Genomic DNA, 26,006 nt, shown 5'->3' on the forward strand with positions numbered 1-26,006 from the left:
GGGGCGAACCTGGCGCGCGGCGGGCCGTGCGGGCGGGCGGCCACGGCATGGCTGAGGGTATGAAACGCACCCTCCCGGCGCTGCTGGCCGGCGCCTTTCTGCTCAGCCTCGCCGTCGTGCCCGCGGTGGCCGCGACCCCGCCCGGCCCCGCGCCCGAGGCGGTCTCCGGCCTGGTCCTCGGCCTGCCCCGCGTACCGCGCCAGGGCCAGTGGGGCGCGACCCCCGACCGGGCCCTGCCGCCGGTCCTGCCCGGGTGGAACGTGGTCCAGGGGCCGGTGCCGCGGCGGCCCGCCGGGCAGCCGGTGCATGTCGAGTACGTGCCGCCGGCGGAAGCGGTGCGCGAGGGCGCCGCGCCGCCCCGGTGCAGCACGTCGACCGGGCCCTCCCAGCGGCAGGTCGAGGAGTATCTGGGGCGCCGGGTGGACGGCAGGCAGTCTCCCGGCGACTGCGAGGCCATCCGCCGGTTCCAGCGCGCCCACCACATCGAGCCGGACGCCGGGTTCGCCGGGCCGGTCACCGGCGCCGTGGTGCGGCTGATGCGGGCCCAGCGCGACCCCAACCGGGCCGGCCACTGCCCGGCTCGCGCCGAGCGGGTCGCCTGCGTCGACCTGGACCGGCAGCTCATGTGGGTGCAGCAGGGCGGCCGGGTGATCTTCCGGCCGGTGGCGATCCGCTCCGGGCAGCGGACCATGGAGACCCGTACGGGCACCTACCGGATCTACTGGCGGCAGCGCAACCACCACTCGACGCTCTTCAACACGCCGATGCCGTTCGCCCAGTTCTTCGACGGCGGGGAGGCGCTGCACGGCGTCTACGGCGACATCTACGAGCTGCCCGGGTCGCACGGCTGCGTCAATGTGAAGTGGACGGACGCGGAGAAGCTGTGGAATGTGCTGAGGAACCACGACATCGTCCACGTCTGGGGGCGCAGGACCGGCGTGTGAGGGCGCCGACCGGGAACCGGCGGCGCCGGGCGGTGGCGGTCCTCCCGGGTGCGGCGGCGCCGCCTGAGACACTGAGGGGGATGAACGAGACAGCGAAGCGCGCCCGCGCCACCATCGACCTCGCCGCCGTGCGGTCGAACGTGCGCGCCCTGCGGGCCCGCGCACCCCGGGCAGAGCTGATGGCCGTGGTCAAGTCCGACGCCTACGGCCACGGCGCGGTGCGCTGCGCCCGTGCCGCGCGGGAGGCGGGCGCGACCTGGCTGGGCACGGCGCTGCCGGAGGAAGCCTTCGCGCTGCGCGCGGCCGGCGACACCGGGCGGCTGCTGTGCTGGCTGTGGACGCCGGGCGGCCCCTGGCGCCGGGCCGTCGAGGAGGACGTCGACGTCTCGGTGAGCGGTCTGTGGGCGCTGCGCGAGGTGGCCGCGGCGGCGCGCGCCTGCGGCCGCCCCGCCCGCGTCCAGCTCAAGGTCGACACCGGCCTCGGCCGCAACGGCTGCCAGCCCGCCGACTGGGCCGAGCTGACCGCGGCGGCTCGTGCCGCCGAGGCCGAGGGCGCTCTCCGGGTCACCGGCGTCTGGTCGCACTTCGCCTGCGCCGACGAGCCCGGCCACCCCTCCATCGCCGCGCAGCTCACCGCCTTCCACGAGGCGCTGGCGGTCGCCGCGGCGACCGGACTGCGGCCCGAGGTGCGGCACATCGCCAACACCCCGGCGCTGCTGACGCTGCCCGAGGCGCGGTTCGACCTCGTGCGCAGCGGCATCGGCGTCTACGGCCTCTCGCCCGCCCCGGAGGTCGGCACCTCCCAGGACTTCGGGCTGCGGCCCGTGATGACGCTCCAGGCGTCGCTGGCGTCCGTCAAACGCGCCCCGGGCGGCCACGGCGTGTCCTACGGCCACCACTACACCACTCCGGGCGACACCACCCTCGCGCTGGTCCCGCTCGGTTACGCCGACGGCATTCCCCGGCACGCCTCCGGCACCGGCCCGGTGCTGGTCGCCGGAAAGTGGCGGACGGTCGCCGGCCGGATCGCGATGGACCAGTTCGTGGTGGACCTGGGCGGGGACAGCGCCGAGGCCGGCGATCCGGCGGTGCTGTTCGGGCCGGGCGACCAGGGCGAGCCGACCGCGCAGGACTGGGCCGCGGCGGCCGGAACCATCGGCTACGAAATCGTCACCCGGATCGGAAGCCGGGTGCCGCGCGTCTACGTGGACAGCGAGGTCGAAGCGGACACGGTGAGCGCGGGGGGCGGGACATGAGCGACGGCAAGGAAGCGGCGGCCAAGGCGGTCGAGGCCGCGGTCGAGGCGGCGGTCGGGACGGCGGCCGGCACGGCGAGCAGTTGGGCGCGGGCGGGACGCAACGCGGGCCTGGCCGGCGCCGCGATCGGCGTGGTCGCGGCGGGTGCGGCGGCCGGAGTGGCGATAGAGCGGCTGACGGTCGGCCGCGGGATGCGCCGCCGGGCCCGGCTCGCGCTGGACGCCGCTGGCCCGTACGGCACCCTGCGCGGCACCCCGGGCGCGGCGGTCGCCGAGGACGGCACCGCGCTGTACTACGAGGTGGACGAGCCGGGCGAGGCGCCGGGCGGGGACCGGGACGGCCAGGGCGCCCAAGGCGGCCTCGGCAAGCGGCTGTTGGCGGTGCTGGGGCGCCGGACCGCGGCACCCACTGTCGTTTTCAGCCATGGTTACTGCCTCAGCCAGGACTCCTGGCACTTCCAGCGCGCGGCCCTGCGCGGCTCGGTGCGTACGGTCCACTGGGACCAGCGCAGCCACGGCCGCTCGGCGCGCGGACACGGCCAGCGCGACGGGCGGGAGCAGGTCACCATCGACCTGCTCGGCCGGGACCTGAAGGCGGTGCTGGACGCCGCCGTGCCCGAGGGGCCGATCGTGCTGGTCGGGCATTCCATGGGCGGGATGACGGTGATGGCGCTGGCCGAGCAGTTCCCCGAGTTCGTCGCGGAGCGTGTGGTGGGGGTGGCGCTCATCGGCACGTCGGCGGGCCGCCTGAGCGAGGTCGCCTTCGGACTGCCGACGCTGGGCGTGAAGGCGTTCCACCGGCTCGCGCCGGGGGTGCTCAAGGCGCTGGGCGCGCAGAGCGAGATGGTCGAGCGGGGGCGGCGGGCCACCGCGGACCTGTTCGCGGGCCTCGTCAAGCGCTATTCGTTCGGTACTCCGAAAGACGTCGATCCGGCGGTCGCGCGGTTCGCCGAGCGGCTGATCGAGTCGACGCCGATCGACGTGGTCGCCGAGTTCTTCCCGGCGTTCGCCGTACATGACAAGACCGAGGCGCTGGTGGCGTACGACACGCTCCCGGCGCTGGTGCTCGCGGGGGACCGGGACCTGATCACGCCCGCCGACCACAGCCACGCCATCGTCGAGCTGCTGCCCGCCGCCGAGCTGGTGTGCGTGGCCGGCGCCGGGCACTTGGTGATGCTGGAGCAGCCCGAGCTGGTCAACGAACACCTGGCGACGCTGGTGGAGCGGGCGGGCGCGGCGGCCCGCGGTTCCCGGTCGGCCCGGGCCTGATCGGCGGACCGGGCCGTCGGCCGCGACCGGGCCCGAACGGCGGCCCGGGACCGGTCCGGCGTCCGGGCCGTACCATTTGCGGCATGAGCACCACCGACGCGACCACCCGTGTAACCGTCAAGTCACCCGACCAGATGCAGGACTTGGGCCGCAGACTGGCCGGCGTGCTGCGCCCCGGCGACCTGGTGCTGCTCACCGGTGAGCTGGGCGCGGGCAAGACCACGCTGGCCCGGGGCCTGGGCGAGGGCCTCGGCGTGCGCGGCGCCGTGACCTCCCCGACGTTCGTCATCGCCCGCGTGCACCCCTCGCTGACCGGCGGCCCCGCGCTGGTGCACGTCGACGCCTACCGGCTCGGCGGCGGCCTGGACGAGATGGAGGACCTCGACCTCGATGTCTCGCTGCCGGAGTCGGTGGTGGTCGTGGAGTGGGGCGAGGGCAAGGTCGAGGAGCTGTCCGAGGACCGGCTGCACGTCGTCATCGGCCGGGCCGTGGGCGCGGACGCGCCGGGCGGCGCGGACGGCGTCCTGGAGGACGGCGCGGACGATGTGCGCGAGGTGACGATCACCGGCCTCGGCCCGCGCTGGGCGGACGCCGGGCTGCCGGCGCTCGCGGCCCGCTGACCGCCCGCGTAACCCCGCCCGGGCCTGGTGGGCGGCCGCGGCGCCGGGCCCGGGCTGGCTCCGATCCGGCCACGCCGTTCCGTAGTTTCCGACAAGCCGTCGGTAAGATGTTGCGCGTGCGGTGCCGGGCGTGGTGACATGGGTCCGAGAGCTCCGGTTAGGCCAACCTAACCTCCGCCGCTTGCCCCATGAGCCCGGGAGGCGTCCATGTCGGCCCACCAGCCAGTTGCCGCGGCGGCCCGGCGCGCCGAGCACGACGCGCCCGAGCAGCCGCCGACCATGAACCAACTGCTCGCGGCCTGCGCCGCGGCCAGCGCCGTCTCCACACCCCCCGACGCCCCCGCGCCCGCCGACCGCTCCGGCGAGGCGGAAACGGAAGAGGAACGGGAAGGGGACTCGGGGGCCGCGTCCACCGGGGGACGCGACGCGGCGTAGCCCGTAGGGGGGATAACGCGGGCCGCCGGAGGGCGGGCACCGCGCGGCGGCCTACTTGACGACGACGACCTTGCCGCCGCGCAGCGCGAAGTCCCACATGGCCTTGCCGTCCTGCCGCGTCTCGCGGATACCGCCGGTCTTCTTGGCGGCGCCCGGGTCCGGCGTGGAGCCGTCGACCGCCGCGCTGAAACCGATCACGACGCCGTTGACGTTGGCGAACTGCACGACGTGCTCGACCGCGATGCCGTCCGAGCCGGTGATGCTCACCCAGCGCGAGGTGACCGCGTACGTCCCGGCGGGCGGGCTGACGGTGCTCGGCGCGACCGGGAACGTCCGGACCGCCTTGCCGTCCGCGCCGACCAGCCAGACCCGCTTGGCGCCCAGCGAGTACACCACCCGCCGGCCCTGCCCGGAGTCGGCGGGGACCGCGACGGGACGCGGCGCGCGGTGCTTCTTGCCGTGCCGGTCGCCGGCCGACGCGTCCTTGCCGGCGGTGCGGCCGCCGTCCTGCCGCGTCGGGACGAGGTGGTCCGGCGCGGACGCCGAAGCCTGGTAGCCGAGCACACCCACCGCGACCAGGGCCGCCGCGGTCAGGGCGGTGACGATCGAGCTGCTCTTAGCGGGCACCGCGGTGCCACCTTTCCGTACTCTTCCCCGCGCCGGCGGCGGGGCCCCGGCCCGGCCGCCCGGCCGCCGGGCCGGCCAACTACGGGGCGACGGTAGCACCGGAACGGGGACCGCCGGCCGAGCCGTAGTCTTAAGGGCGTGCTGCTGCTAGCTCTTGACACCGCCACCCCCGCCGTCACCGTCGCGCTCCATGACGGCTCCCGCGTCCTCGCCGAGTCATGCGAGGTGGACGCCCGCCGGCACGGCGAACTGCTGCTGCCCGCCGTCGACCGGGTACTGGTCGAGGCCGGGCTGAAGCTCGACGCGGTCACCGACATCGTGGTCGGCGTCGGCCCCGGCCCCTACACCGGCCTGCGCGTCGGCCTGGTCACCGCCGCGACCTTCGGCGCCGTCCTGGACGTGCCCGTGCACGGCCTGTGCTCCCTGGACGGCCTGGCGTACGCCGCCGGAGGGGAGGAGCCCTTCGTGGTGGCGACGGACGCCCGCCGCAAAGAGGTCTACTGGGCGCGCTACGCCAACGCCAGGACCCGCCTGACCGAGCCCGCCGTCGACCGCCCCGCCGACCTCGCCGACCAGGTCGCCGGCGTGCCCGCCGTGGGCGCGGGCGCGCTGCTGTACGACACGGTCTTCACCGGAGTGCGCCGCGACGGCCCCACCCACCAGTCCGCCGGCGCGCTGGCCGGCCTGGCCGCCGAGAAGCTCGCGGCCGGCGAGGAGTTCCTGCCCGACCGGCCGCTGTATCTGCGCCGCCCCGACGCGCAGGTCCCGGCCAACTACAAGGTGGTCACCCCCAAGTGACGCCCGCCGCCCGCCCCGGACAGGCGCCCGGCGCGCGGCCCCCCGCGGCCGCCCCGCCCGGTGCCGCGACGCTGCGCGAGATGCGCTGGTGGGACCTGGACGCGGTGCTCCAACTGGAACGCGCGCTGTTCCCCGACGACGCCTGGTCGCCGGGCATGTTCTGGTCCGAGCTGGCCTACGCCCGCGGCGCGCACGCCAACCGCCGCTACCTCGTCGCCGAACTGGCCGGCCGGCTCGTCGGCTACGGCGGGCTCGCCGCCGTCGACGGCACCGGCGACATCCAGACCATCGCCACCGCCCGCGACCAGTGGGGCACCGGCCTGGGCGCCCGGCTGCTGGGCGAGCTGCTGTCCGCCGCCACCGCCTTCGAATGCCGCGAGACGCTGCTCGAAGTGCGGGTCGACAACCTCCGCGCGCAGCGCCTGTACGAGCGCTTCGGCTTCGTGCCGATCGGCTTCAGGCGCGGCTACTACCAGCCCGGCAACGTCGACGCCCTCGTCATGCGCCGCACCGCCGACCCCGACCCCGGCGTCCCGGCCGCTCCCGGCGCCCCCTTCGACCCTTCCGCACAAGGAACTTGAGAGATATGGCTGACTCACGCGGCGGACCGCTCGTCCTCGGCATCGAGACCTCCTGCGACGAGACCGGTGTCGGCATCGTCCGCGGCCACACCCTCCTCGCCGACGCGGTCGCCTCCAGCGTCGACGAGCACGCGCGCTTCGGCGGCGTGGTCCCCGAGGTCGCCTCGCGGGCCCACCTGGAAGCGATGGTCCCCACCATCCAGCGCGCCCTGAAGGACGCCGGCGTCGCGGCGAGCGACCTGGACGGCATCGCCGTCACCGCCGGCCCCGGCCTGGCCGGCGCGCTGCTGGTCGGCGTCTCCGCGGCCAAGGCGTACGCCTACGCCCTGGGCAAGCCGCTCTACGGCGTCAACCACCTCGCCTCGCACATCTGCGTCGACCAACTGGAGCACGGCGCGCTGCCCGAGCCGACGATGGCGCTGCTGGTCAGCGGCGGCCACTCGTCGCTGCTGCTGGCCCCGGACATCACCTCCGACGTCCGGCCGCTGGGCTCGACCATCGACGACGCGGCGGGCGAGGCGTTCGACAAGATCGCGCGGGTGCTGCACCTCGGCTTCCCCGGCGGCCCGGTCATCGACCGCTACGCACGCGAGGGCGACCCGAACGCGATCCGCTTCCCGCGCGGCCTGACCGGCCCCCGCGACCCGGTCTACGACTTCTCCTTCTCCGGCCTGAAGACGGCCGTCGCCCGCTGGATCGAGGCCAAGCGGGCGGCCGGCGAGGACGTCCCGGTGGCGGACGTCTCGGCGTCCTTCCAGGAGGCCGTGGTGGACGTGCTGACCCGCAAGGCCGTACGGGCCTGCAAGGACCACGGTGTGGACCACCTGATGATCGGCGGCGGCGTCGCGGCCAACTCCCGGCTGCGGGCCCTGGCCGAACGCCGCTGCGAGGACGCCGGCATCACCCTGCGCGTCCCGCGGCCCAAGCTGTGCACCGACAACGGAGCGATGGTCGCGGCGCTGGGCGCGGAGATGGTCGCCCGCAACCGGCCGGCCTCCGACTGGGACCTGTCCGCCGACTCCTCCCTGCCGGTCACCGAACCCCACGTCCCCGGCACGGCCGCGGCCCACCACCACGGCCACGACCATGTCCACGAGGTCAGCAAGGACAACCTGTACTCCTGAGCGGACCGCCCGCGGGGTGTGTCTTTACGGGAGCGGCGGCGCCGGCTGCCCCAGCAGCATGGTGGGGGCGCCGGCGACCCGGGTCAGGAAGATCGTGCAGGAGTGCGGGCCGCCGCCCAGCTTCAGCTTCTTGCGCAACTCCTCCGGCTCGACCGCCGAACCCCGCTTCTTGATCACCGCGATGCCCACCTCCCGCTCGCGCAGCAGCGCCCTCAGCTTCTTGACGTTGAACGGCAGCACGTCGGTGAGCGCGTAGGCGGTCGCGTAGGGCGTCGGGGTCCGCCGGTCCGCGGTGAGGTAGGCGATCGTCGGATCGATCAGCCGCCCGTCGATCCGCTCGGCGACATCGGCGACCAGATGGGCGCGGATGACCGCGCCGTCCGGCTCGTACAGCCAGTCCCCGACCGGGCCCGCCTGAGGGTCGGGCAGGCCCGCCCCCAGCAGCGAGTCGCCCGCCGGCAGCAGGGTGGCGCGGCGACCGCCCGGGCACAGGCCCGGCGCGCCGCCGGCCGGGGCCGTGCCGAACCACAGGACGGCCTCCTTCACCTCGCCGGAGTCGGAGATCCACTCCGTCTCGGCGTCCGCGGGCAGCAGGTCGTGCGCCACCCCCGGCGCGATCTTCAGCGCCGCGACCGGTGCCGTACGGGCCTTGGCGACCGCCCAGGACAGCGGCGGTGAATACGCCTCCGGATCGAAGATGCGGCCGCCCATCACCCGCCCCCGCCGCGCCGGATCGACGAACACCGCGTCGTAACCGGTGGTGTCCACCTCCGTGACGTCGGCGCAGCGCACCTCGATCAGGTCCGCGAGCCCGAGGGCCTCGGCGTTCGCCCGCGCCGCCGCGCAGGCCAGCGGATCGCGGTCGACGGCGAGCACCGAGACGCCGGCCCGGGCCAGCGCGAGGGCGTCCCCGCCGATCCCGCAGCACAGGTCGGCCAGCGTCCGGACGCCCAGCGCGGCGAGCCGGGTGGCGCGGTGGGCGGCGACCGTGGCGCGGGTGGACTGCTCGACGCCCTGCGGGGTGAAGTACATCCGCCGCGCGTCCGCCCCGAACTTCGCCACCGCCCGCTGCCGCAGCCGGGCCTGGCCGAGCGCGGCGGAGACCAGCGGCGCGGGATGGTCACGGCGCAGCCGGGTCGCGGTCGCCAGTTCGTCGGCCGGGTCGTGGTCGCGCAGGGCGGCCAGCAGGTCCTGCCCCTCGGGGGCGAGCAGGGCGGAGAAGGTGTCGAGGTCGGTCACCTGCCCCATTGTGGGCCAGCCGGCGGGCCGCGCGGCGTGGCGGGCGGCCCGGCCGCCGGGGCCGCCCGGCAGGAGGGCTATGCGGGGGCCGCGCGCACCGGCTCGCGGCGGCGCTGGGCGCGGTCGCTGATCCGCAGCAGCAGCGCCACCATCACCCAGTTCGCCACGAGCGACGAGCCGCCCTTGGCGAGGAACGGCAGGGCCTTGCCGGTCAGCGGGATCAGGCCGGTGACCCCGCCGGAGACGACGAAGACCTGGAGCACCAGCGCCCCGGCCAGCCCGACCGCCAGCAGCTTGCCGAACGGGTCGCGGGCGGTCAGCGCCACCCGCAGGCCGCGCTGCGCGAGCAGCGCGTACAGCAGCAGGACGGCCATCACCCCGGCGAGCCCCAGCTCCTCGCCGACGGTGGTGAGGATGAAGTCGCTGTTGCCGGCGAAGCCGATCAGCTCCGGGTGGCCCTGGCCCAGGCCGCTGCCGCCGATGCCGCCGCTGCCGAAGCTGAAGAGCGCCTGCCCCAACTGGTCGGACAGGCCGGCGTGGCGGCCCTGGGGGGTGAAGGCCGTCATCGGGTTCTGCCACGCCACGATCCGGCCCTTGACGTGCGGTTCGATGGAGCCGACGGTGACGGCGCCCACCGTGGCCATCAGGAGGCCGCAGACCACCCAGCTCGTGCGCTCGGTGGCCATGTACAGCATGATCACGAAGACGCCGAAGAAGATCAGCGAGGTGCCCAGGTCGCGTTCGAAGACCAGCACCAGCAGGCTGATGGCCCAGATGGTGAAGATCGGGCCGAGCTGGCGGCCGGGCGGCAGTTGGACGCCCAGGAAGCGGCGGCCGGTCAGCGCCAGCGCGTCGCGGCTGACCGTCAGATAGCCCGCGAAGAAGACCGCGATCGCGATCTTCACGAACTCGCCGGGCTGCAGGGACAGCGGCCCGATGAAGATCCAGCGCTTGGCGCCGAAGGTGTCACCGGGGAAGAACGCCGGCGCCATCAGCATGACCAGCGCCACCGCCATCGTCAGATAGATGTAGCGCTGGATCAGGCGGTGGTCCTTGAGCAGGATCAGTACGGCGACGCAGACCACCACGCCGATCGCCGTCCACACCATCTGGCCGGGGCCGGCCTGCGGCATCTTCAGCCGGGGGTGCGCCGCGTAGGTGAGGTCCAGGCGGTGCAGCAACACCAGCCCGATGCCCGTCAGCAGCGTGGCCAGCGGCAGGATCAGCGGATCGGCGCGCGGCGCGAAGCGGCGCAGCACCAGGTGGGGGACCAGCGCCATGAGGAACACGCTCGCCGCGAAGACGGCCAGGCCCGTGGGCAGCCGGCCGGTCATCGACAGCGCGGCGTAGACGTGCCCGAAGACGGTGATCAGGACGACGAGGGCGAGCAGCCACGCCTCGGTCCTGCGCCGGTCGGGCGCCTGGGCGAGGGCGGCGAAGGTCATCGTGCGCTCGGCGTCGCTCTCCCGCCTCCCGGCCGCCCGGGCGGCGCTGGTGGGTCCACGCACGGCATTCCTCCGCCCACGGTCGTCCGGGCCGCGGGCCCGGGCGGGGCGGGCCCGGGCGTCGTTCGGCAGTCGGAGTGGTAGACGGGGCAGCCACATGGGGGGTTGCGGGCGAAGCGGAAGGTGTGTCCGAACCGGCACCTTCGCGGCGGCCGGATCCCCCCGCCGGCGACGCGGCCGAAAGCGCCGAACTGGCACTCCGCTTGACCGAGTGCTAACCGCGTCATAGTCTCAGCGTTGGCACTCTCCACCGGGGAGTGCCAAACACAGCGACGGGCAGGTCCGGCACCCGCGACGACGGATCCACCTGGTCGCCACCTCAGACAGTTAACCCCGTGAGATCTCCGAAGGGGGAGGTCGGATCGTGACGACCGCCAGCTCCAAGGTTGCCATCAAGCCGCTCGAGGACCGCATTGTGGTCCAGCCGCTCGACGCCGAGCAGACCACGGCCTCGGGCCTGGTCATTCCGGACACTGCCAAGGAGAAGCCCCAGGAGGGCGTCGTCCTGGCCGTGGGCCCGGGCCGCTTCGAGGACGGCAACCGTCTTCCGCTCGACGTCACCGTCGGCGACGTCGTGCTCTACAGCAAGTACGGCGGCACCGAGGTGAAGTACAACGGCGAGGAGTACCTCGTCCTCTCGGCTCGCGACGTTCTCGCGATCGTCGAGAAGTAGTCGGGGGTCTGGGATAGCTCCCCAGACCTGTACAGCACCCAGAATTGCCTAGATCTGCGCCCCTGGTTCCCGCGTCTAAACAACCCGGGGCAGGGGCGCAGTTCGTTTGAGCGATAGCGGTCACCGCTGCGTGGCCGAGGATCGCAACGAGAGGACTTGAAGCAACCCATGGCGAAGATCCTGAAGTTCGACGAGGACGCCCGTCGCGCCCTCGAGCGCGGCGTCAACAAGCTTGCCGACACGGTCAAGGTGACGATCGGCCCCAAGGGCCGCAACGTCGTCATCGACAAGAAGTTCGGCGCGCCGACCATCACCAACGACGGTGTCACCATCGCCCGCGAGGTCGAGCTCGACGACCCGTACGAGAACCTGGGCGCCCAGCTCGTGAAGGAGGTGGCGACCAAGACCAACGACATCGCGGGTGACGGCACCACCACCGCCACCGTGCTGGCCCAGGCGCTGGTCCGCGAGGGCCTGCGCAACGTCGCCGCGGGTGCCTCCCCGGCCGCCCTGAAGAAGGGCATCGACGCCGCAGTCAAGGCCGTGTCCGACGAGCTCCTCGCGACGGCCCGCCCGATCGACGACAAGGCCGACATCGCCGCCGTCGCCGGCCTGTCCGCGCAGGACAAGCAGGTCGGTGAGCTCATCGCCGAGGCGATGGACAAGGTCGGCAAGGACGGTGTCATCACCGTCGAGGAGTCCAACACCTTCGGCCTGGAGCTGGACTTCACCGAGGGCATGGCCTTCGACAAGGGCTACCTCTCCCCCTACATGGTCACCGACCAGGAGCGTATGGAGGCCGTCCTCGACGACCCGTACATCCTGATCCACCAGGGCAAGATCGGTTCCATCCAGGACCTGCTGCCGCTCCTGGAGAAGGTCATCCAGGCCGGCTCCTCCAAGCCGCTGCTGATCATCGCCGAGGACGTCGAGGGCGAGGCCCTGTCGACCCTGGTCGTCAACAAGATCCGTGGCACCTTCAACGCCGTGGCCGTCAAGGCCCCCGGCTTCGGTGACCGCCGCAAGGCGATGCTCGGCGACATGGCCACCCTCACCGGTGCCACCGTCATCGCCGAGGAGGTCGGCCTCAAGCTCGACCAGGCCGGTCTGGACGTGCTGGGCACCGCCCGCCGCGTGACCGTCACCAAGGACGACACCACCATCGTCGACGGTGGCGGCAAGAGCGACGACGTGGCCGGCCGCGTCAACCAGATCAAGGCCGAGATCGAGGCCACGGACTCGGACTGGGACCGCGAGAAGCTCCAGGAGCGCCTCGCCAAGCTCGCCGGTGGCGTCTGCGTCATCCGTGTGGGTGCGGCCACCGAGGTCGAGCTCAAGGAGAAGAAGCACCGTCTGGAGGACGCCATCTCCGCGACCCGCGCCGCGGTCGAGGAGGGCATCGTCTCCGGTGGTGGCTCCGCGCTCGTCCACGCCGCCAAGGTGCTGGAGGGCGGCCTGGGCAAGGTCGGCGACGAGGCCACCGGTGTGGCCGTCGTCCGCCGCGCCGTCGTCGAGCCGCTGCGCTGGATCGCGGAGAACGCCGGCCTCGAGGGCTACGTCATCACCGCGAAGGTCGCCGAGCTGGAGGCCGGTCAGGGCTTCAACGCCGCGACCGGTGAGTACGGCGACCTGGTGAAGGCCGGCGTCATCGACCCGGTCAAGGTCACGCGCTCCGCGCTGGAGAACGCCGCGTCGATCGCGTCGCTGCTGCTGACGACCGAGACCCTGGTCGTCGAGAAGCCGGCCGAGGAAGAGGCCGAGGCGGGCCACGGCCACGGCCACGGTCACTCGCACTGACGCGTCAGCGCGTCACCGGCTGAACGGCCCCTGTTCCCGCTCGTGAGCGACGGGAGCAGGGGCCTGCCGCCTTTTCAGGCGCTTTCCACGCGCCGGGTGGCGTCAGCTTTCGGCGCCGAGCTGGCGCATCAGGCCCATGAGGTCCTCGTGCCACCAGCCTTCCTGGATCTTGCCGTCCTTGAACCGGAAGATCGTGGTGCCCGTCATGGTGCACTGCCTGCCCGACGGCGCCAGGCCCATGAATTCGCCCTTGTGCGTGCCGTTCCAGCTCCACAGCGTCACGACGCAGTCGCCCTGGCAGATCTCCCGCTCCAGGCTGAAGGTGAAGTCGAAGGCGTCGCGCCAGCCCCTGACGTCCGCGCGGATGTGCTCGGACCCGACGGTGCTCTCCGGCTTGGCCACGTCGTGGTCCACGTAGTCCGGCGCGAACACCTCGTCCACGGCGTCGAGGTTGCCCCCGGCGGCGATCTCGTGGAAGAAGCGGCGGGAGGCGGCCTCGTTGAGCTGCTCGTCACGGACCACGTCGAGGTCGGTGAAGGTGGGCGTCCCGTCGCAGAGCTCCACCATCTCCTGGAAGATCCGGTCCGTCTCCGGCAGCCGGGAGTTCCTCATCGCGTCTTCGTACGACGGGAATTCGATGATCTCCACGACGTGCGACCCGTCGGAGCGGTCCTTGCCCATCATGCCGTGGGTGGCGGTCCGCTTTCCTTTGGTCTGCTCGACCCACTGGTCCATGAGTCGGTTCATGTCCTCGAGCCGGTCGGTCTTGAAGTCGATGATCTGTGCGAATTTCATGGCGCCTCCCAGGGATGGCGGGACACGTCCAGTTTAGTGAGGAATGGGCTGGATGGGTGGTTCACCCTGATTCGGGCCGGCCCGCTTCAGGCCGAGTGGCTCCGGTCCGCCGGGCGTACGGGATCCGCGAAGGGCAGTCCGCGGGCGTATCGCTCCACCTCGTCGAGCGCCCGGTCGGCCATCCGGTGCAGCTCGCCGCCCAGCGAGCCCGCCACGTGCGGGGTCAGCAGGACGTTCGGCAGGGCGTACAACGGCGAGTCGGGCGGCGGGAGTTCGGGGTCCGTGACATCCAGTACCGCGTCCAGGCGCCCCGGGACGACCTCGGCGAGGAGGGCCCGTTCGTCGACGAGGGAGCCGCGCGAGGTGTTGATCAGGGTCGCCCCGTCCGGCATGAGCGCGAGCCGGCGCGCGTCGATCATGTGGTGGGTGGCCGGGAGCTGGGGTGCGTGGACGGTGACGATGTCGCTGCGGGCGCACAGGGCGTCCAGCGGTACGGGCTCGGCGCCCAGCGCGCGGGCCGCCGCCGCGTCGACGAACGGGTCGTACAGCAGAACCCGCAGGTCGAAGGGGTGCAGCAGTTCGATGAGGCGGCGGCCGATGCGGGAGGCGCCGATGACGCCGACGGTGCGGCGGTAGTTCCCGGCGCCGGCCAGTTCCCGCTGCCAGTCGTGCCCGGAGCGCAGGTCGCGGTAGCGGTGCGCGGCGCGCAGGACGCGTTTGTTGGCGAAGAGGATCGCGGCGAGGGTGTATTCGGCGACGGGCAGGGCGTTGGCGGCGGCGGCCGAGGCGACGGCGAGGCCGCGCTCCCAACAGGCTTCGGTGACGTGGTGTTTGACGGACCCGGCGGCGTGTACCACGGCGCGCAGCCGGGGGGCCGCGGCCAGCACCCGGGCGGTGAGCGGCGGGGCGCCCCAGCAGGTGAGCAGCACTTCGGCGCGGGCGAGGGCGGCGGCGACCTCGGGGGCGGGGTCGGTCCACTCGTGGGCGACGAGCCGGGGGTCGGTGCGGGTCAGGGCCGCCAGGCGGGCGCGGTGGCCGTCGTCGAGGAGCCGGTCGGCGATGCCGGGGCCCATGGACAGCAGCAGGGCGGGCCGCGCGGCGGGCGCCGACGGCTCGGCTCGCGAACTGAGGGTCATGACGCGGCTCCTGGGCCGGCGGCCTGGTGGCCCGGTGGCCTCGTGGGGGACGACGGGACGCGGGAAGGGATGGCGGCGATCCTTGGGCCCGCCACGAGCGAAGTCAAGAGCGAAACGATTGAATGATCGAAAAACGAACAAACTATGAGCGTTCCGGCGAGCGTTGAGGGTTTTCGGCCGGGGCGCCGCACGAGCCCCGCACCCGCAGCCGGGGCAGCAGCGCCACATGTCGCCGCGGCGCCGGGTCGGCCCCGTTCGTCCCGCCGCCCAACCGCTCCAGCAGCAGCGCGGCGGCCTGGCGCCCCACTTCCCGCTTGGGCGGGGCCACCGCCGTCAGCGGCGTGTCCGCCAGCGCCGCCACCTCGTCGTCGTACGCGACCAGCGCCAGATCGCCCGGCACCCGCACGCCCAGCTCCGCCAGCCGCTGCACCAACTGGATCGCGTCCACGTCGTTGTGCACCAGCGCCGCCGTCGCCCGCCCCGCCGTCACGGCCGTCCACAACGCCTGCGCGCCGCGCTCGTACCCCTGCGGGTCGCGGTCGGCCGGTGCGTCGATCACCGGATGCGGCCGTTCCAGGCCCAGGGCGCGCAGCGCCCGGTCGTAGCCGGCGCGCACCGCGAGCGCCGTGGGACTGTCCGCGCGCGCCACCAGCAGCGGCGCCGCGTGCCCCAGCCCCACCAGGTGGCGCAGGGCGAGCAGCACCCCGTGCGCGTGGTCCGAACACACCCGGTCCAGCCCGGCCAGCGGACCACCGTGCTCGGCGGTCCGCTCCAACAGAACGGTGGGAACCGGCAGTTCACCGATCCAGCCGCCGTGCTCCGCCGGATCGGCGCTCCCGCGCCAGCCCGGGGCCACCAGCAGTCCCTCGGCGCCGGCCGCCAGCAGCCCCTCGGCGCGCGTCCGGTCCTGCGCCGGGCGGTAGTCGGAGATCCGCAGGATCAGCCGGGCCCCGGCCCGCGCCGCCGCCTCGTGCGCACCACGGATCACGTCGGCGAAGTAGTACGTCGCCGACGGCGCGAGCAGCCCGAGCACCGGGACCCTGCCGGCCGCCGCGCCGCCGCGCGCTTGAGGCCAGGACACCGAGCCGTGCGCCCGGTCGAGCAGGCCCTTACGGGTCAGCGTCTCGACGTCCCGCCGTACGGTCACCGGCGACACCCCGAGCCGGGCGGCGAGGTCGGCGACCCGGGCGGTGCCGTGTTCCCGGACCAGGCTCAGCAGACGGTCATGGCGTTGCACTGCACTCTCGCGCACGGCGGCTCCCCCTCGCGTGTGGCGGCCCGGTCGGCCGGGTGGCGACCGACCCTAGTCCAGCCGGATCGATCGCTCCGTCGACCGGTTCGCCTGATCCGACCGGCCGTCCGGGCCCTTCACGGGGTCATCACCCGGCCCTTCGCCCGGCCCTTCGCCCGGCCCTCCGCCCGTCATCTGCTCTCACCCGCTCGTTCATCCATCCGTTCATCCGTCCGCTCACTCGGTCATCCACTCGGTCATCCACCATCCACTCGGCCATTCGATCGATACGCCTTGACGCTCGCGCGGCCGCGCCTGAAGGATTCCCGCGCCGCCCGGCAGTCCGCCGCGCCCGGGCACCGGCGCCACCCCCGGTCGCCCGCCGCGCCCCGCCGCCTCCAGGGGAGCCCATGACCGAACCCACCGAACCCGCCACCTCCGACCCCTTCCCCTTCCCCCTCCCGCCCGAGGACCGCCGCCGCAGTCCGTACACCGGCTGGACCCGCGCCCACTGGGAAGCGGTGGCCGACGGCCTCCTCCTGGCCACCGCCCGCCACGCCTCCCCGGGCCACGGCCTCATTCCCCTCCCGGGCACCCGCCCCAGCTCCTCCGGCCCCCGCTCGGACGCGCTCGAAGGCTTCGCCCGTACCTTCCTGCTCGCCGCCCTCCGCGTCGCCGGCAGCCAGGGCCACGACCCGCACGCCCACCTCGCCCGCTACGCACGAGGACTCGACGCCGGTACCCGACACCCCACCCGCGACCCTGACGTGAGCCCCGCGGACCCCGACTCCTGGCCCCGGATCGACACCACCCGCCAGGCCCGGGTCGAAGCCGCCTCCCTCGCGCTCGGCCTGCGCCTGACCCGCCCCTGGCTGTGGGACACCCTCGACGGCGCCGTCCGCGCCCGCGTCACCGACTGGCTGCTGCCCGCCCTAGGCCCGTCTCCCGTCGACAACAACTGGTGGCTCTTCGGCCTGACCGTCGGCGGCTTCCTGCTCGACGCGGGCCTGGAGACCACCCGCGCCCGGGCCGCCGTCGACCGCGCGCTGGCCCGTATCGAGGACTGGTACGGCGGCGACGGCTGGTACACCGACGGCGACAACCGCGCGTTCGACCACTACAACGCCTGGGCGCTGCACTTCTACCCCGTCCTGCACGCCCACCTGGCCGCCGACGACGCCCTCCTGGCCAGCCACGGCGAACGGCTGCGCACCCACCTCGCCGACCACACCCGGCTCTTCGACGCGAACGGCGCCCCCCTGCTGTTCGGCCGCTCCCTCACCTACCGCTTCGCCGCCACCGCCGGCCCCTGGCTGGGCGCGCTCACCGGCCACACCCCGCTCACCCCCGGTGCCACCCGCCGCCTCGCGTCCGGCGCCCTGCGCCACTTCCTCGACCGCGGCGCCGTCACCGCGGACGGCCTGCTCCCGCTCGGCTGGTACGGCCCCCACGACCCACTGCTCCAGAACTACTCCGGACCCGCCTCGCCCTACTGGGCCGCGAAGGGCTTCCTCGGCCTACTGCTGCCCGCCGACCACCCGGTCTGGACGGCCCGCGAGGAGCCGCTCCCCGCCGAAACCGCCGACGCCGTACGGCCCCTGGGGCGCACCGGCCTGCTCCTGCAGTCCACCGCCTCCGACGGCCTGGTCCGCCTGCACAACCACGGCAGCAACTCCACCCGGGCCGACCCCGACCCGTACTACGCCCGCTTCGCGTACTCCACCCACACCGGCCCGACGGCCCCCGGGGCGCCCGCCGACAACCACTTCGCGCTGTTCGTCGACGGCCGGCCCACCACCCGCGGCCCCGCCACGCCCTACGGCGCGGGCCCGGACTGGGCCGCCTCCACGCACACCCCCCGCCACGCCGACGGCGGCGAACTCGCCGGTGTGACGGTCTTCTCCGCCACCGCCGTCCACGGCCGCGCGGAACTCCGCGCCCACCTGGTGATCGGTGCCGCCCCCGGCACCCCCGTACGCCAGTCGGGCTGGGCGGTCACCCCCGACGGCCCGACCGCCCAACTCCACCCCGTAGCCGGCTACGACACCACCGTGCGCCGCACGGCGACCGGCAGCACACCCTTCGGCCCCCGCACCCACACCGCCCACCTGGACGGCACGGTGACCGCCGCCCCCGAGGGCACCCTCTTCCTGGCCCTCGCCTCCCTGACGGCGGACCCGTCCCCCGCCGCCCTCCCCACCATGGCGACCACCGTGCGCACCCCACGAGAAATCCAGATCACCTGGCACGACGCCACCACCACCACCCAACTCCCGCTGCCCCCGCACCCCCTCACGGAAGCTGACGAGCCGAAGCGGTAGTGGACGGGGCGTAAAGCGAAGCCCCCGCCCACCTCACCCTCCGCCCCCAACGCCCCCCGCAGCGGGAGACCCCGCGCCCTCCACCACGGCGCCGCACCCGACCACGCGGGGACGAGCCCCAACCCGCTAGCGCGGCCCGTACTTCCGCCCGGTCCGGGACGTGAGGCCGCCGATCACGCCGCGAGGCGCCAGCTTCACCGCGCCCATCAGGGCCTTGTAGCGCGGGTCGGGGATCGACAGCGACTTGCCGCGGGTCAGATCCTTCATCGCCGCGTCCACCAACTTGTCGGCGTCCAGCCACATCCAGCTAGGGATGTTGTCCGTGCCCATGCCGGCGCGCTGGTGGAATTCGGTCCGTACGAAGCCGGGGCACAGCGCCATCAACCGCACCCCGCTGCCCGCGAGGTCCCGTGCGGCGCCCTGCGTGAACTGCACCACCCACGCCTTGCTCGCGCCGTACGTACCGCGCGGCACGAACGCCGCGACCGACGCCACGTTGACGACCGCACCCCGCCGCCGGTCCCGCATGCCGCGCACCGCGGCCGTGGTCAGCCGCAGGACCGCCTCGCAGTGCACCTTCAGCATCGTCAGCTCATCGGCCATCGGCACTTCGAGGTACTCGCCCTTGTTGCCGAACCCGGCGTTGTTCACCAGGAGATCGACCGGGTGCTTGGTGTCGGCGAGCCGCGCCTCGACGGCGGCGATGCCGTCCTCGGTCGCCAGGTCGGCGCTGAGCACCTCCGCCTCGATGCCGTGCCGGTCGTGCAGCTCGGTGGCCTGTTCCCGCAGCCGCTTCTCGTCGCGCGCCACCAGGACCACGCTGTGGCCGTCACCCGCCAGCCGCCGGGCGAACGCCGCCCCGATGCCCGCCGTCGCTCCAGTAATCAGTGCAGTTGTCATACGGGGCACGCTATCCGCCCCCGCCGCGCCGGTGACGCCCCCAGCCCCAGCCTGTCCACCCCTCGGACCACGAGCAGCCCGCACCCGCCACCCGAACCCCCGCTCGGCCCCGCCACACCCGCCCCTCGACCCGCGAGCAGCCCGCACCCGCCACCCGAACCCCGAGCCCGGCCCGCCACCCCCCCCACCACACCCACGCGACACCAGCACGCGCCAACACCGCGTCGCACGCGCCTACTTGCCGACCTCGGCGGACCGCTCGTCCCCGGCGGGGCATCCGCCTCCCGCTCCTCCCGCGCCCGCCTGCCCCGCCCCGCGGACGAGCGTCCGCCGCCGGCGGAAGAGGGGCCCCACCCATGCCGCCCCCTCCACCACCGCCCCCGGGCCCGCCACCGGGCCCGCCCCGAACCCGCCCCCGAGCGACTGCCGACCCCGACCCCGCCACCTCAAGCACAAAGCTTTACGCCAACTTTTCGCGATCACCCCAAGCGGCGCTTATGCTCGAAGAATGATCGAGGCCCGTCATCTCCGTGTGCTGCGCGCCGTCGCCAGGACCGGTTCCTTCTCCGCCGCCGCGCGGGAGCTGGGCTGCACCCAGCCGGCCGTCAGCCAGCAGATGAAGGCCCTGGAGCAGTCGGCGGGCACCCCGCTGCTGGTGCGTACGGGCCGCGAGATGCGGCTGACGCAGGCGGGCGAGGCGCTGGTGCGGCACGCGGCGGGCATCCTGGCCGGGCTCACCGCCGCCGAGGAGGAGGTCGCCGCCATCGCGGGCCTGCGGGCGGGCCGGGTGCGGCTGGTGTCGTTCCCGTCCGGCAGCTCGGCGCTGGTGCCCAACGCGCTCGCGAAGATGCGCGCCGCCCACCCGGGCACCCGCGTGTCGCTGGTCGAGGCGGAGCCCCCGCGCTCCATCGAGATGCTGCGGGGCGGCGACTGCGAGATCGCGCTGGCCTTCCGCTACCCCGAGGTGCGCGGCGCGGACCCGGCCGCCTGCGCGGAGTGGGACGACCTGGTGGTCCGGCCGATTCTGGCGGACCGGCTGATCGGGTTGGTCCCGGACGGTCACCGGCTGGCCGGTGCCGGTTCGGCGGGCTTCGCCGATCTGGCCGACGAGCCGTGGATCGCGGGCTGCCCGCGCTGCCGCGGGCATCTCGTCCGGGTCTGCGAGAGCGCCGGTTTCACGCCCCGGATCGACTTCGCCACCGACGATTATCCGGCGGTCATCGGCCTGGTGGGCGCGGGTCTGGGCGTCGCCGCCCTGCCGGAGCTGACCTTGGAGTCCGTGCGCCCCAAGGGGGCGACGACGGTACGGCTGGAGCCGGCGGTGCACCGCGAGATCGTCGCGCTCACGCTGCCCGATCTGGCGCGCGTCCCCGCGGTCGAGGCGATGCTCGATCAGCTCGTGGACGCCGCGGGTCGCTAGCGGCCGGGCGTGACCCGGTCGTGGTGCCGCCGAACGCAGGAACGTTTCTTCTGGATGGCGCCGTGCCGGACGGTCAGGCGCCGGCGATGCCGGCGTGGCCGGCCAGGGAGGTCGCGGGGATCAGCCGGTGCCGGGCCCGGCCCATGAGCTCCTCGCGTTCGTCCTCCGTCAGTCCGCCCCAGACCCCGTAGGGCTCGCGGACCGCCAGGGCGTGCGCCGCGCATTCCGCCCGCACCGGGCAGCGCATGCACACCTCTTTCGCCGATGTCTCACGCGCGCTGCGAGCCGCCCCGCGTTCCCCTTCGGGGTGGAAGAAGAGTGAACTGTCCACGCCACGGCACGCGGCGAGCAACTGCCAGTCCCAGAGGTCTGCGTTCGGGCCCGGAAGGCGGGAGAAATCTGCCATTGCTTGTCCCCTCGAAGCGATGCTGTTTTCGGGCTCGGTGCTCACGACCGTACATCTACTGTCCAAGTAGATGTAAATATGACTCATTGCGAATCTAGCCGCAGACGCCACGAAAATGGAAGAAACAGAGCCAAATAGGGCATAGGGTGCACGCGTGGCGGTCAATCGGCCGATGCGCCGTCTGTGTATCCGGCCCCTCACAGAGCGTGCTGAAGTCGCTCGCCGAAGCCGTAACTCTTTCGAGTGACCGTCGTTGAGTGTGCGGAGGCGGTTGGCAGAGGTAGTCCTCGGGCAGATGTCCGAGGCCGTCAATCGCACAGGTGACGATACGTACCAGCCTGGAGGCTCAAGGTGACGCGCATCAGCTGCGGAGGACGGTCATGACATCCGTCCTCGTCTGCGACGACTCCCCGCTTGCCCGAGAGGCGCTCCGACGGGCGGTTGCGACCGTGCCCGGCGTCGAGCGTGTGACGACCGCGGCCAACGGCGAGGAAGTCCTCCGCCGCTGGGGTGCCGATCGCTCGGACTTGATTTTGATGGACGTACGGATGCCCGGGCTCGGCGGTGTCGAGACCGTGCGCCGGCTCCTGTCCGCCGACCCCGGCGCCCGGATCATCATGCTCACGGTGGCCGAGGACCTGGACGGTGTCGCGCTCGCGGTCGCCGCCGGTGCCCGCGGCTATCTGCACAAGGACGCCTCGCGCGCCGAACTGCGGGCGACGGTGACCCAGGCGCTGGCCGACCCGACGTGGCGGCTCGCCCCACGCCGGCTGCGGTCGGCCGAGATGGGGGCCGCGCCGACGCTGACCGCGCGCGAGATCCAGGTGCTGGAGGGCATGAGTCACGGCCGCTCCAACGCCGAGATCGGCCGCGAGCTGTTCCTTTCGGAGGACACGGTCAAGACCCACGCCCGGCGCCTGTTCAAGAAGCTCGGCGCCTCGGACCGGGCGCACGCGGTGGCGCTGGGATTCCGCTGGGGTCTGGTCCGCTGACCGAGCCGACCAACCCGGGGTTACGGCGCCCGTCCCTTGACCAGGGCGCGCACGCCGTAACCCCGCCGCGTCGACGCCCGGCGCCGAAAGCTCACGCGATACCGCATCCTTGAGGTGTGACTCCTCCCCGGCGGAGGCCGGGGCTTCTCACTCGGCCAGAAGAGACCTCATGACGGACAGGCCCTGCCCGGTGCCGTACGGCACGGAACAAGCTACCGGCGAGGGCTCGCGGTCGGTATGGGTACAACCCGAACGGGGGAGGCGTGGGACGTGAGTGCTAGCGCGATGGCTCGTAACGGTTCACTGCACAACAGCGGGGGTGGTGCCGCGGAACCCGCCGCGGCAAGGCACCATGGACCGATGCGCGAGGACGGGAATCAGGCGATCGGCGATCTCGTCGCACGCGCCGTCGAGGGCGATCAGCGGGCCACGCACGACCTCCTGGCCCATGTGCACCCCCTCGCGCTCCGCTACTGCCGCACCCGGCTCTCCCGGCTGCCGGGCGATGCCCGGCACTTCGTCGAGGACCTCGCGCAGGAAGTGTGCGTGGCGGTGCTGTGCGCTCTGCCGCGCTACCGCGACACCGGTAAGCCCTTCGAGGCGTTCGTCTTCGCCATCGCCGGCCACAAGGTCGCCGATCTCCAGCGGGCCGCCATGCGCGGCCCCGGCAGCACGGCCGTGCCGTCCGACGAGATGCCCGAGCAGCCGGACGACTCCCTCGGCCCCGAAGAGCGGGCGCTGCTGAGCAGCGACGCCGAGTGGGCCAAGAAGCTGCTGGCGAACCTGCCGGAGAACCAACGTGAACTGGTGCTGCTGCGGGTCGCCGTCGGGCTGACGGCCGAGGAGACCGGGCAGATGCTGGGGATGTCGCCGGGCGCGGTGCGCGTCGCCCAGCACCGCGCGCTGAGCAGGCTGCGGGCGCTCGCCGAACAGTGACGACAGCGGCGGACGGTGGCGTGCCCGGCGGAAAGTGTCCGTAGAAAGGTACGAGTGATGAGGCCCTCATCGCTCGTGGAATGGGACACCTCTCCAGGCCGTTAGCATGGGAGTCCGCGCTGAGGCAAGAGCATTGGGGAAGGTGTCATGAGTGACAACGTCGACGGTATGCCCGCCAAATTCGCCATGCTCGGGCTGACATACGACGACGTTCTGCTGCTGCCCGGCGCCTCGGAGGTGCTGCCCAACGCGGTCAGCACCGCCTCGCGGGTTTCGCGGAACGTCACGGTGAACATCCCGCTGCTGTCCGCGGCGATGGACAAGGTCACCGAGGCGCGGATGGCGATCGCCATGGCGCGTCAGGGAGGCGCGGGCGTGCTGCACCGCAACCTCTCCATCGAGGACCAGGCCAACCAGGTCGACCTGGTCAAGCGCTCCGAGTCCGGCATGGTCACGGACCCGATCACGGTGCGTCCCGACGCCACCCTCGGTGAGGCCGACGCGCTGTGCGCCAAGTTCCGCATCAGCGGTGTGCCGGTCACGGACGCCGCGGGCAAGCTGCTGGGCATCGTCACCAACCGCGACATGGCCTTCGAGATGGACCGCAGCCGTCAGGTCCGCGAGGTCATGACGCCGATGCCGCTGGTCACGGGCAAGGTCGGCATCTCCGGTGAGGACGCCATCGAGCTGCTGCGCCGCCACAAGATCGAGAAGCTTCCGCTGGTCGACGACGCGGGCGTCCTCAAGGGCCTGATCACCGTCAAGGACTTCGTCAAGGCGGAGAAGTACCCGAACGCCGCCAAGGACGCCGAGGGCCGGCTGGTCGTCGGCGCGGCGGTGGGTGTCGGCGACGCCGCCTACGACCGGGCGCAGGCGCTGGTCGAGGCCGGTGCCGACTTCCTCGTCATCGACAGCGCGCACGGCCACAGCCGCGGGATCCTCGACATGATCGCCAAGGTCAAGTCCAACATCACCGTCGATGTCGTCGGCGGCAACGTCGCCACCCGTGACGGCGCCCAGGCGATGATCGACGCGGGTGTCGACGGCATCAAGGTCGGTGTAGGCCCCGGCTCCATCTGCACCACCCGCGTCGTCGCCGGTGTCGGCGTGCCGCAGGTCACCGCGATCTACGAGGCCGCGCAGGCCGCGCAGGCGGCGGGGGTGCCGCTGATCGGCGACGGCGGCCTGCAGTTCTCCGGTGACATCGCCAAGGCCATCGCGGCCGGCGCGGACACCGTGATGCTGGGCTCGCTGCTGGCCGGCTGCGAGGAGTCGCCGGGCGAGATGGTCTTCATCAACGGCAAGCAGTTCAAGTCCTACCGCGGCATGGGTTCGCTGGGCGCGATGCAGTCCCGCGGCCAGGGCCGGTCCTTCTCCAAGGACCGCTACTTCCAGGACAACGTGCTCTCCGAGGACAAGCTGGTCCCCGAGGGCATCGAGGGCCAGGTCCCCTACCGCGGCCCGCTCGCCTCGGTCGCCCACCAGCTCGTCGGCGGCCTGCGCGCCTCGATGGGCTACGTCGGTTCCGCCGACATCCAGGAGCTGAAGGAAAAGGGCCGCTTCGTCCGCATCACGTCCGCGGGCCTGAAGGAGAGCCACCCGCACGACATCCAGATGACGACGGAAGCGCCGAACTACTCCCGGCGCTGATCCACACCCCGTCCCGGAAGCCCGCGGCCACACCCTGGCCGCGGGCTTCCGCGCGTCGGGGATACTGGAGCGCAGACGGAGCCCATGGAAAGGGAAAGGCCACACACGTGACTGAGATCGAGATCGGGCGCGGCAAGCGCGGCCGCCGGGCGTACGCCTTCGACGACATCGCCGTCGTCCCCAGTCGCCGCACCCGCGACCCGAAGGAGGTCTCGATCGCCTGGCAGATCGACGCCTACCGCTTCGAGCTGCCGTTCCTGGCCGCTCCCATGGACTCGGTGGTCTCGCCGCAGACCGCCATCCGCATCGGCGAGCTGGGCGGCCTGGGCGTCCTGAACCTGGAAGGGCTCTGGACCCGCTACGAGGACCCCGAGCCGCTGCTCGCGGAGATCGCGGAGCTGGACGGCGCCACGGCCACCAAGCGCCTCCAGGAGATCTACGCCGCGCCGATCAAGGAAGAGCTGATCGGCCAGCGGATCAAGGAGGTGCGCGACTCCGGTGTCGTCACCGCCGCCGCGCTGTCGCCGCAGCGGACCGCCCAGTTCTCCAAGGCGGTCGTGGACGCGGGCGTCGACATCTTCGTGATCCGCGGGACGACGGTCTCCGCCGAGCACGTCTCCTCCGCCGCCGAGCCGCTGAACCTCAAGCAGTTCATCTACGAGCTGGACGTGCCGGTCATCGTCGGCGGCTGCGCCACGTACACCGCGGCGCTCCACCTGATGCGGACCGGCGCGGCCGGTGTGCTGGTCGGCTTCGGCGGCGGCGCCGCGCACACCACCCGTAACGTCCTGGGCATCCAGGTCCCGATGGCGACGGCGGTCGCGGATGTCGCGGCGGCGCGCCGGGACTACATGGACGAGTCCGGTGGCCGCTACGTCCACGTCATCGCGGACGGCGGCGTGGGCTGGTCCGGCGACCTGCCGAAGGCGATCGCCTGCGGCGCGGACGCGGTGATGATGGGCTCCCCGCTGGCCCGTGCGACGGACGCGCCGGGGCGCGGCCACCACTGGGGCATGGAGGCCGTCCACGAGGACGTGCCGCGCGGCAAGCGCATGGACCTGGGCGCGGTCGGCACGACCGAGGAGATCCTGTGCGGTCCCTCGAACACGCCGGACGGGTCGATGAACTTCTTCGGCGCGCTGCGCCGGGCGATGGCCACGACCGGTTACTCCGAGCTCAAGGAGTTCCAGCGGGTCGAGGTGACGGTCGCGCCGTCGCAGCACGACAACCGCTGACGCGGGCCCGCTCCACGGGGAAGGGGGGGGGGGGGGGGGGGGGGGGGGGGGGGGGGGGGGGGGGGGGGGGGGGGGGGGGGGGGGGGGGTGGGGGGGGGGGGGGGGGGGGGGGGGGGG

At 73.3% G+C, this 26,006-nt stretch carries 24 protein-coding genes; 16 read left to right on the plus strand and 8 right to left on the minus strand.

All coding sequences use genetic code 11. The annotated features are described in order from the left end of the window. Nucleotides 1–59 precede the first annotated feature (59 nt). From ACZ45Z_RS28550 to ACZ45Z_RS28570, 5 genes are all read left to right on the plus strand, one after another. Complete coding sequence (locus tag ACZ45Z_RS28550) at nt 60–944, plus strand: L,D-transpeptidase family protein (RefSeq protein WP_468368223.1); 885 nt, start codon at nt 60–62, stop codon at nt 942–944. Between the two features lie 80 nt (nt 945–1,024). Then, nucleotides 1,025–2,200, plus strand: a complete 1,176-nt coding sequence (gene alr, locus ACZ45Z_RS28555; RefSeq protein ID WP_468368227.1) for an alanine racemase — start codon at nt 1,025–1,027, stop codon at nt 2,198–2,200. After that, entirely contained in the window at nt 2,197–3,468 is a 1,272-nt protein-coding gene (locus ACZ45Z_RS28560; protein ID WP_468368231.1) for an alpha/beta fold hydrolase, read from the plus strand. The genes alr and ACZ45Z_RS28560 overlap by 4 nt, the downstream gene beginning before the upstream one ends. 83 nt (nt 3,469–3,551) lie before the next feature. Further along, entirely contained in the window at nt 3,552–4,088 is a 537-nt protein-coding gene (gene tsaE, locus ACZ45Z_RS28565) for a tRNA (adenosine(37)-N6)-threonylcarbamoyltransferase complex ATPase subunit type 1 TsaE (RefSeq protein WP_468368234.1), read from the plus strand. Between the two features lie 207 nt (nt 4,089–4,295). Next, the gene (locus ACZ45Z_RS28570; RefSeq protein ID WP_468368237.1) at nt 4,296–4,523 is read left to right on the plus strand and encodes a hypothetical protein; all 228 of its coding nucleotides are present in this window, start codon (nt 4,296–4,298) and stop codon (nt 4,521–4,523) included. Between the two features lie 51 nt (nt 4,524–4,574). On the opposite strand, the gene ACZ45Z_RS28575 is transcribed toward ACZ45Z_RS28570, so the two are convergent. Beyond that, entirely contained in the window at nt 4,575–5,150 is a 576-nt protein-coding gene (locus ACZ45Z_RS28575) for a hypothetical protein (RefSeq protein ID WP_468368240.1), read from the minus strand. Nucleotides 5,151–5,288: 138 nt separating this feature from the next. On the opposite strand from ACZ45Z_RS28575, the gene tsaB reads away from it, so the two are divergent. From tsaB to tsaD, 3 genes are all read left to right on the plus strand, one after another. Next, nucleotides 5,289–5,948, plus strand: a complete 660-nt coding sequence (gene tsaB, locus ACZ45Z_RS28580) for a tRNA (adenosine(37)-N6)-threonylcarbamoyltransferase complex dimerization subunit type 1 TsaB (protein WP_468368243.1) — start codon at nt 5,289–5,291, stop codon at nt 5,946–5,948. Nucleotides 5,949–6,028: 80 nt separating this feature from the next. Beyond that, nucleotides 6,029–6,529: a ribosomal protein S18-alanine N-acetyltransferase gene (gene rimI / locus ACZ45Z_RS28585; RefSeq protein ID WP_468368308.1), complete on the plus strand. Its 501-nt coding sequence runs from the start codon at nt 6,029–6,031 to the stop codon at nt 6,527–6,529. Between the two features lie 5 nt (nt 6,530–6,534). Then, nucleotides 6,535–7,653 (plus strand): tRNA (adenosine(37)-N6)-threonylcarbamoyltransferase complex transferase subunit TsaD, encoded by a 1,119-nt coding sequence (gene tsaD, locus ACZ45Z_RS28590; RefSeq protein ID WP_468368246.1) that lies wholly within the window; start codon nt 6,535–6,537, stop codon nt 7,651–7,653. A gap of 24 nt (nt 7,654–7,677) precedes the next feature. Here tsaD and ACZ45Z_RS28595 read toward each other — a convergent pair whose 3' ends face one another. Beyond that, entirely contained in the window at nt 7,678–8,901 is a 1,224-nt protein-coding gene (locus ACZ45Z_RS28595; RefSeq protein ID WP_468368249.1) for a THUMP-like domain-containing protein, read from the minus strand. A 68-nt stretch (nt 8,902–8,969) separates the two neighbouring features. Next, nucleotides 8,970–10,337 (minus strand): FtsW/RodA/SpoVE family cell cycle protein, encoded by a 1,368-nt coding sequence (locus ACZ45Z_RS28600; RefSeq protein ID WP_468368310.1) that lies wholly within the window; start codon nt 10,335–10,337, stop codon nt 8,970–8,972. Between the two features lie 424 nt (nt 10,338–10,761). On the opposite strand from ACZ45Z_RS28600, the gene groES reads away from it, so the two are divergent. Both groES and groL read left to right on the plus strand, forming a co-directional pair. Then, entirely contained in the window at nt 10,762–11,070 is a 309-nt protein-coding gene (groES, locus tag ACZ45Z_RS28605; protein ID WP_010986397.1) for a co-chaperone GroES, read from the plus strand. Nucleotides 11,071–11,238: 168 nt separating this feature from the next. Continuing rightward, a complete protein-coding gene (gene groL / locus ACZ45Z_RS28610; RefSeq protein ID WP_468368251.1) occupies nt 11,239–12,867 on the plus strand; it encodes a chaperonin GroEL in 1,629 nt (542 codons plus the stop codon). Between the two features lie 102 nt (nt 12,868–12,969). Here the strand turns inward: groL and ACZ45Z_RS28615 are convergent, their stop codons facing one another. The 3 genes from ACZ45Z_RS28615 to ACZ45Z_RS28625 all read right to left on the minus strand — a co-directional run bounded on the left by ACZ45Z_RS28615 (nt 12,970) and on the right by ACZ45Z_RS28625 (nt 16,050). After that, a complete protein-coding gene (locus tag ACZ45Z_RS28615) occupies nt 12,970–13,662 on the minus strand; it encodes an ester cyclase (protein ID WP_468368254.1) in 693 nt (230 codons plus the stop codon). Between the two features lie 86 nt (nt 13,663–13,748). Continuing rightward, nucleotides 13,749–14,798, minus strand: a complete 1,050-nt coding sequence (locus ACZ45Z_RS28620) for a hydroxyacid dehydrogenase (RefSeq protein ID WP_468368257.1) — start codon at nt 14,796–14,798, stop codon at nt 13,749–13,751. Between the two features lie 142 nt (nt 14,799–14,940). Next, the gene (locus tag ACZ45Z_RS28625) at nt 14,941–16,050 is read right to left on the minus strand and encodes a LacI family DNA-binding transcriptional regulator (RefSeq protein ID WP_468368259.1); all 1,110 of its coding nucleotides are present in this window, start codon (nt 16,048–16,050) and stop codon (nt 14,941–14,943) included. 389 nt (nt 16,051–16,439) lie between these two features. Between ACZ45Z_RS28625 and ACZ45Z_RS28630 the strand changes: the two genes are divergently transcribed. Next, complete coding sequence (locus tag ACZ45Z_RS28630; protein WP_468368262.1) at nt 16,440–18,350, plus strand: DUF2264 domain-containing protein; 1,911 nt, start codon at nt 16,440–16,442, stop codon at nt 18,348–18,350. 126 nt (nt 18,351–18,476) lie between these two features. Here the strand turns inward: ACZ45Z_RS28630 and ACZ45Z_RS28635 are convergent, their stop codons facing one another. After that, on the minus strand, nt 18,477–19,250 hold the full coding sequence (locus ACZ45Z_RS28635) for an SDR family NAD(P)-dependent oxidoreductase (protein ID WP_468368264.1): 774 nt from the start codon (nt 19,248–19,250) through the stop codon (nt 18,477–18,479). A 508-nt stretch (nt 19,251–19,758) separates the two neighbouring features. On the opposite strand from ACZ45Z_RS28635, the gene ACZ45Z_RS28640 reads away from it, so the two are divergent. Further along, the gene (locus ACZ45Z_RS28640; protein WP_468368266.1) at nt 19,759–20,670 is read left to right on the plus strand and encodes a LysR family transcriptional regulator; all 912 of its coding nucleotides are present in this window, start codon (nt 19,759–19,761) and stop codon (nt 20,668–20,670) included. Nucleotides 20,671–20,743: 73 nt separating this feature from the next. Here the strand turns inward: ACZ45Z_RS28640 and ACZ45Z_RS28645 are convergent, their stop codons facing one another. Continuing rightward, on the minus strand, nt 20,744–21,076 hold the full coding sequence (locus ACZ45Z_RS28645; protein ID WP_468368269.1) for a WhiB family transcriptional regulator: 333 nt from the start codon (nt 21,074–21,076) through the stop codon (nt 20,744–20,746). A gap of 380 nt (nt 21,077–21,456) precedes the next feature. Here ACZ45Z_RS28645 and ACZ45Z_RS28650 point away from each other — a divergent pair, with 380 nt between their 5' ends. The 4 genes from ACZ45Z_RS28650 to ACZ45Z_RS28665 all read left to right on the plus strand — a co-directional run bounded on the left by ACZ45Z_RS28650 (nt 21,457) and on the right by ACZ45Z_RS28665 (nt 25,889). Next, complete coding sequence (locus ACZ45Z_RS28650; RefSeq protein ID WP_003948568.1) at nt 21,457–22,068, plus strand: response regulator transcription factor; 612 nt, start codon at nt 21,457–21,459, stop codon at nt 22,066–22,068. 360 nt (nt 22,069–22,428) lie between these two features. Then, on the plus strand, nt 22,429–23,004 hold the full coding sequence (locus ACZ45Z_RS28655; RefSeq protein ID WP_468368272.1) for a sigma-70 family RNA polymerase sigma factor: 576 nt from the start codon (nt 22,429–22,431) through the stop codon (nt 23,002–23,004). 147 nt (nt 23,005–23,151) lie between these two features. Beyond that, on the plus strand, nt 23,152–24,654 hold the full coding sequence (guaB, locus tag ACZ45Z_RS28660) for an IMP dehydrogenase (RefSeq protein ID WP_468368274.1): 1,503 nt from the start codon (nt 23,152–23,154) through the stop codon (nt 24,652–24,654). 107 nt (nt 24,655–24,761) lie between these two features. Further along, on the plus strand, nt 24,762–25,889 hold the full coding sequence (locus tag ACZ45Z_RS28665) for a GuaB3 family IMP dehydrogenase-related protein (RefSeq protein WP_468368277.1): 1,128 nt from the start codon (nt 24,762–24,764) through the stop codon (nt 25,887–25,889). Nucleotides 25,890–26,006 lie beyond the last annotated feature (117 nt).

Source organism: Streptomyces sp. NPDC031210, from assembly GCF_055570395.1.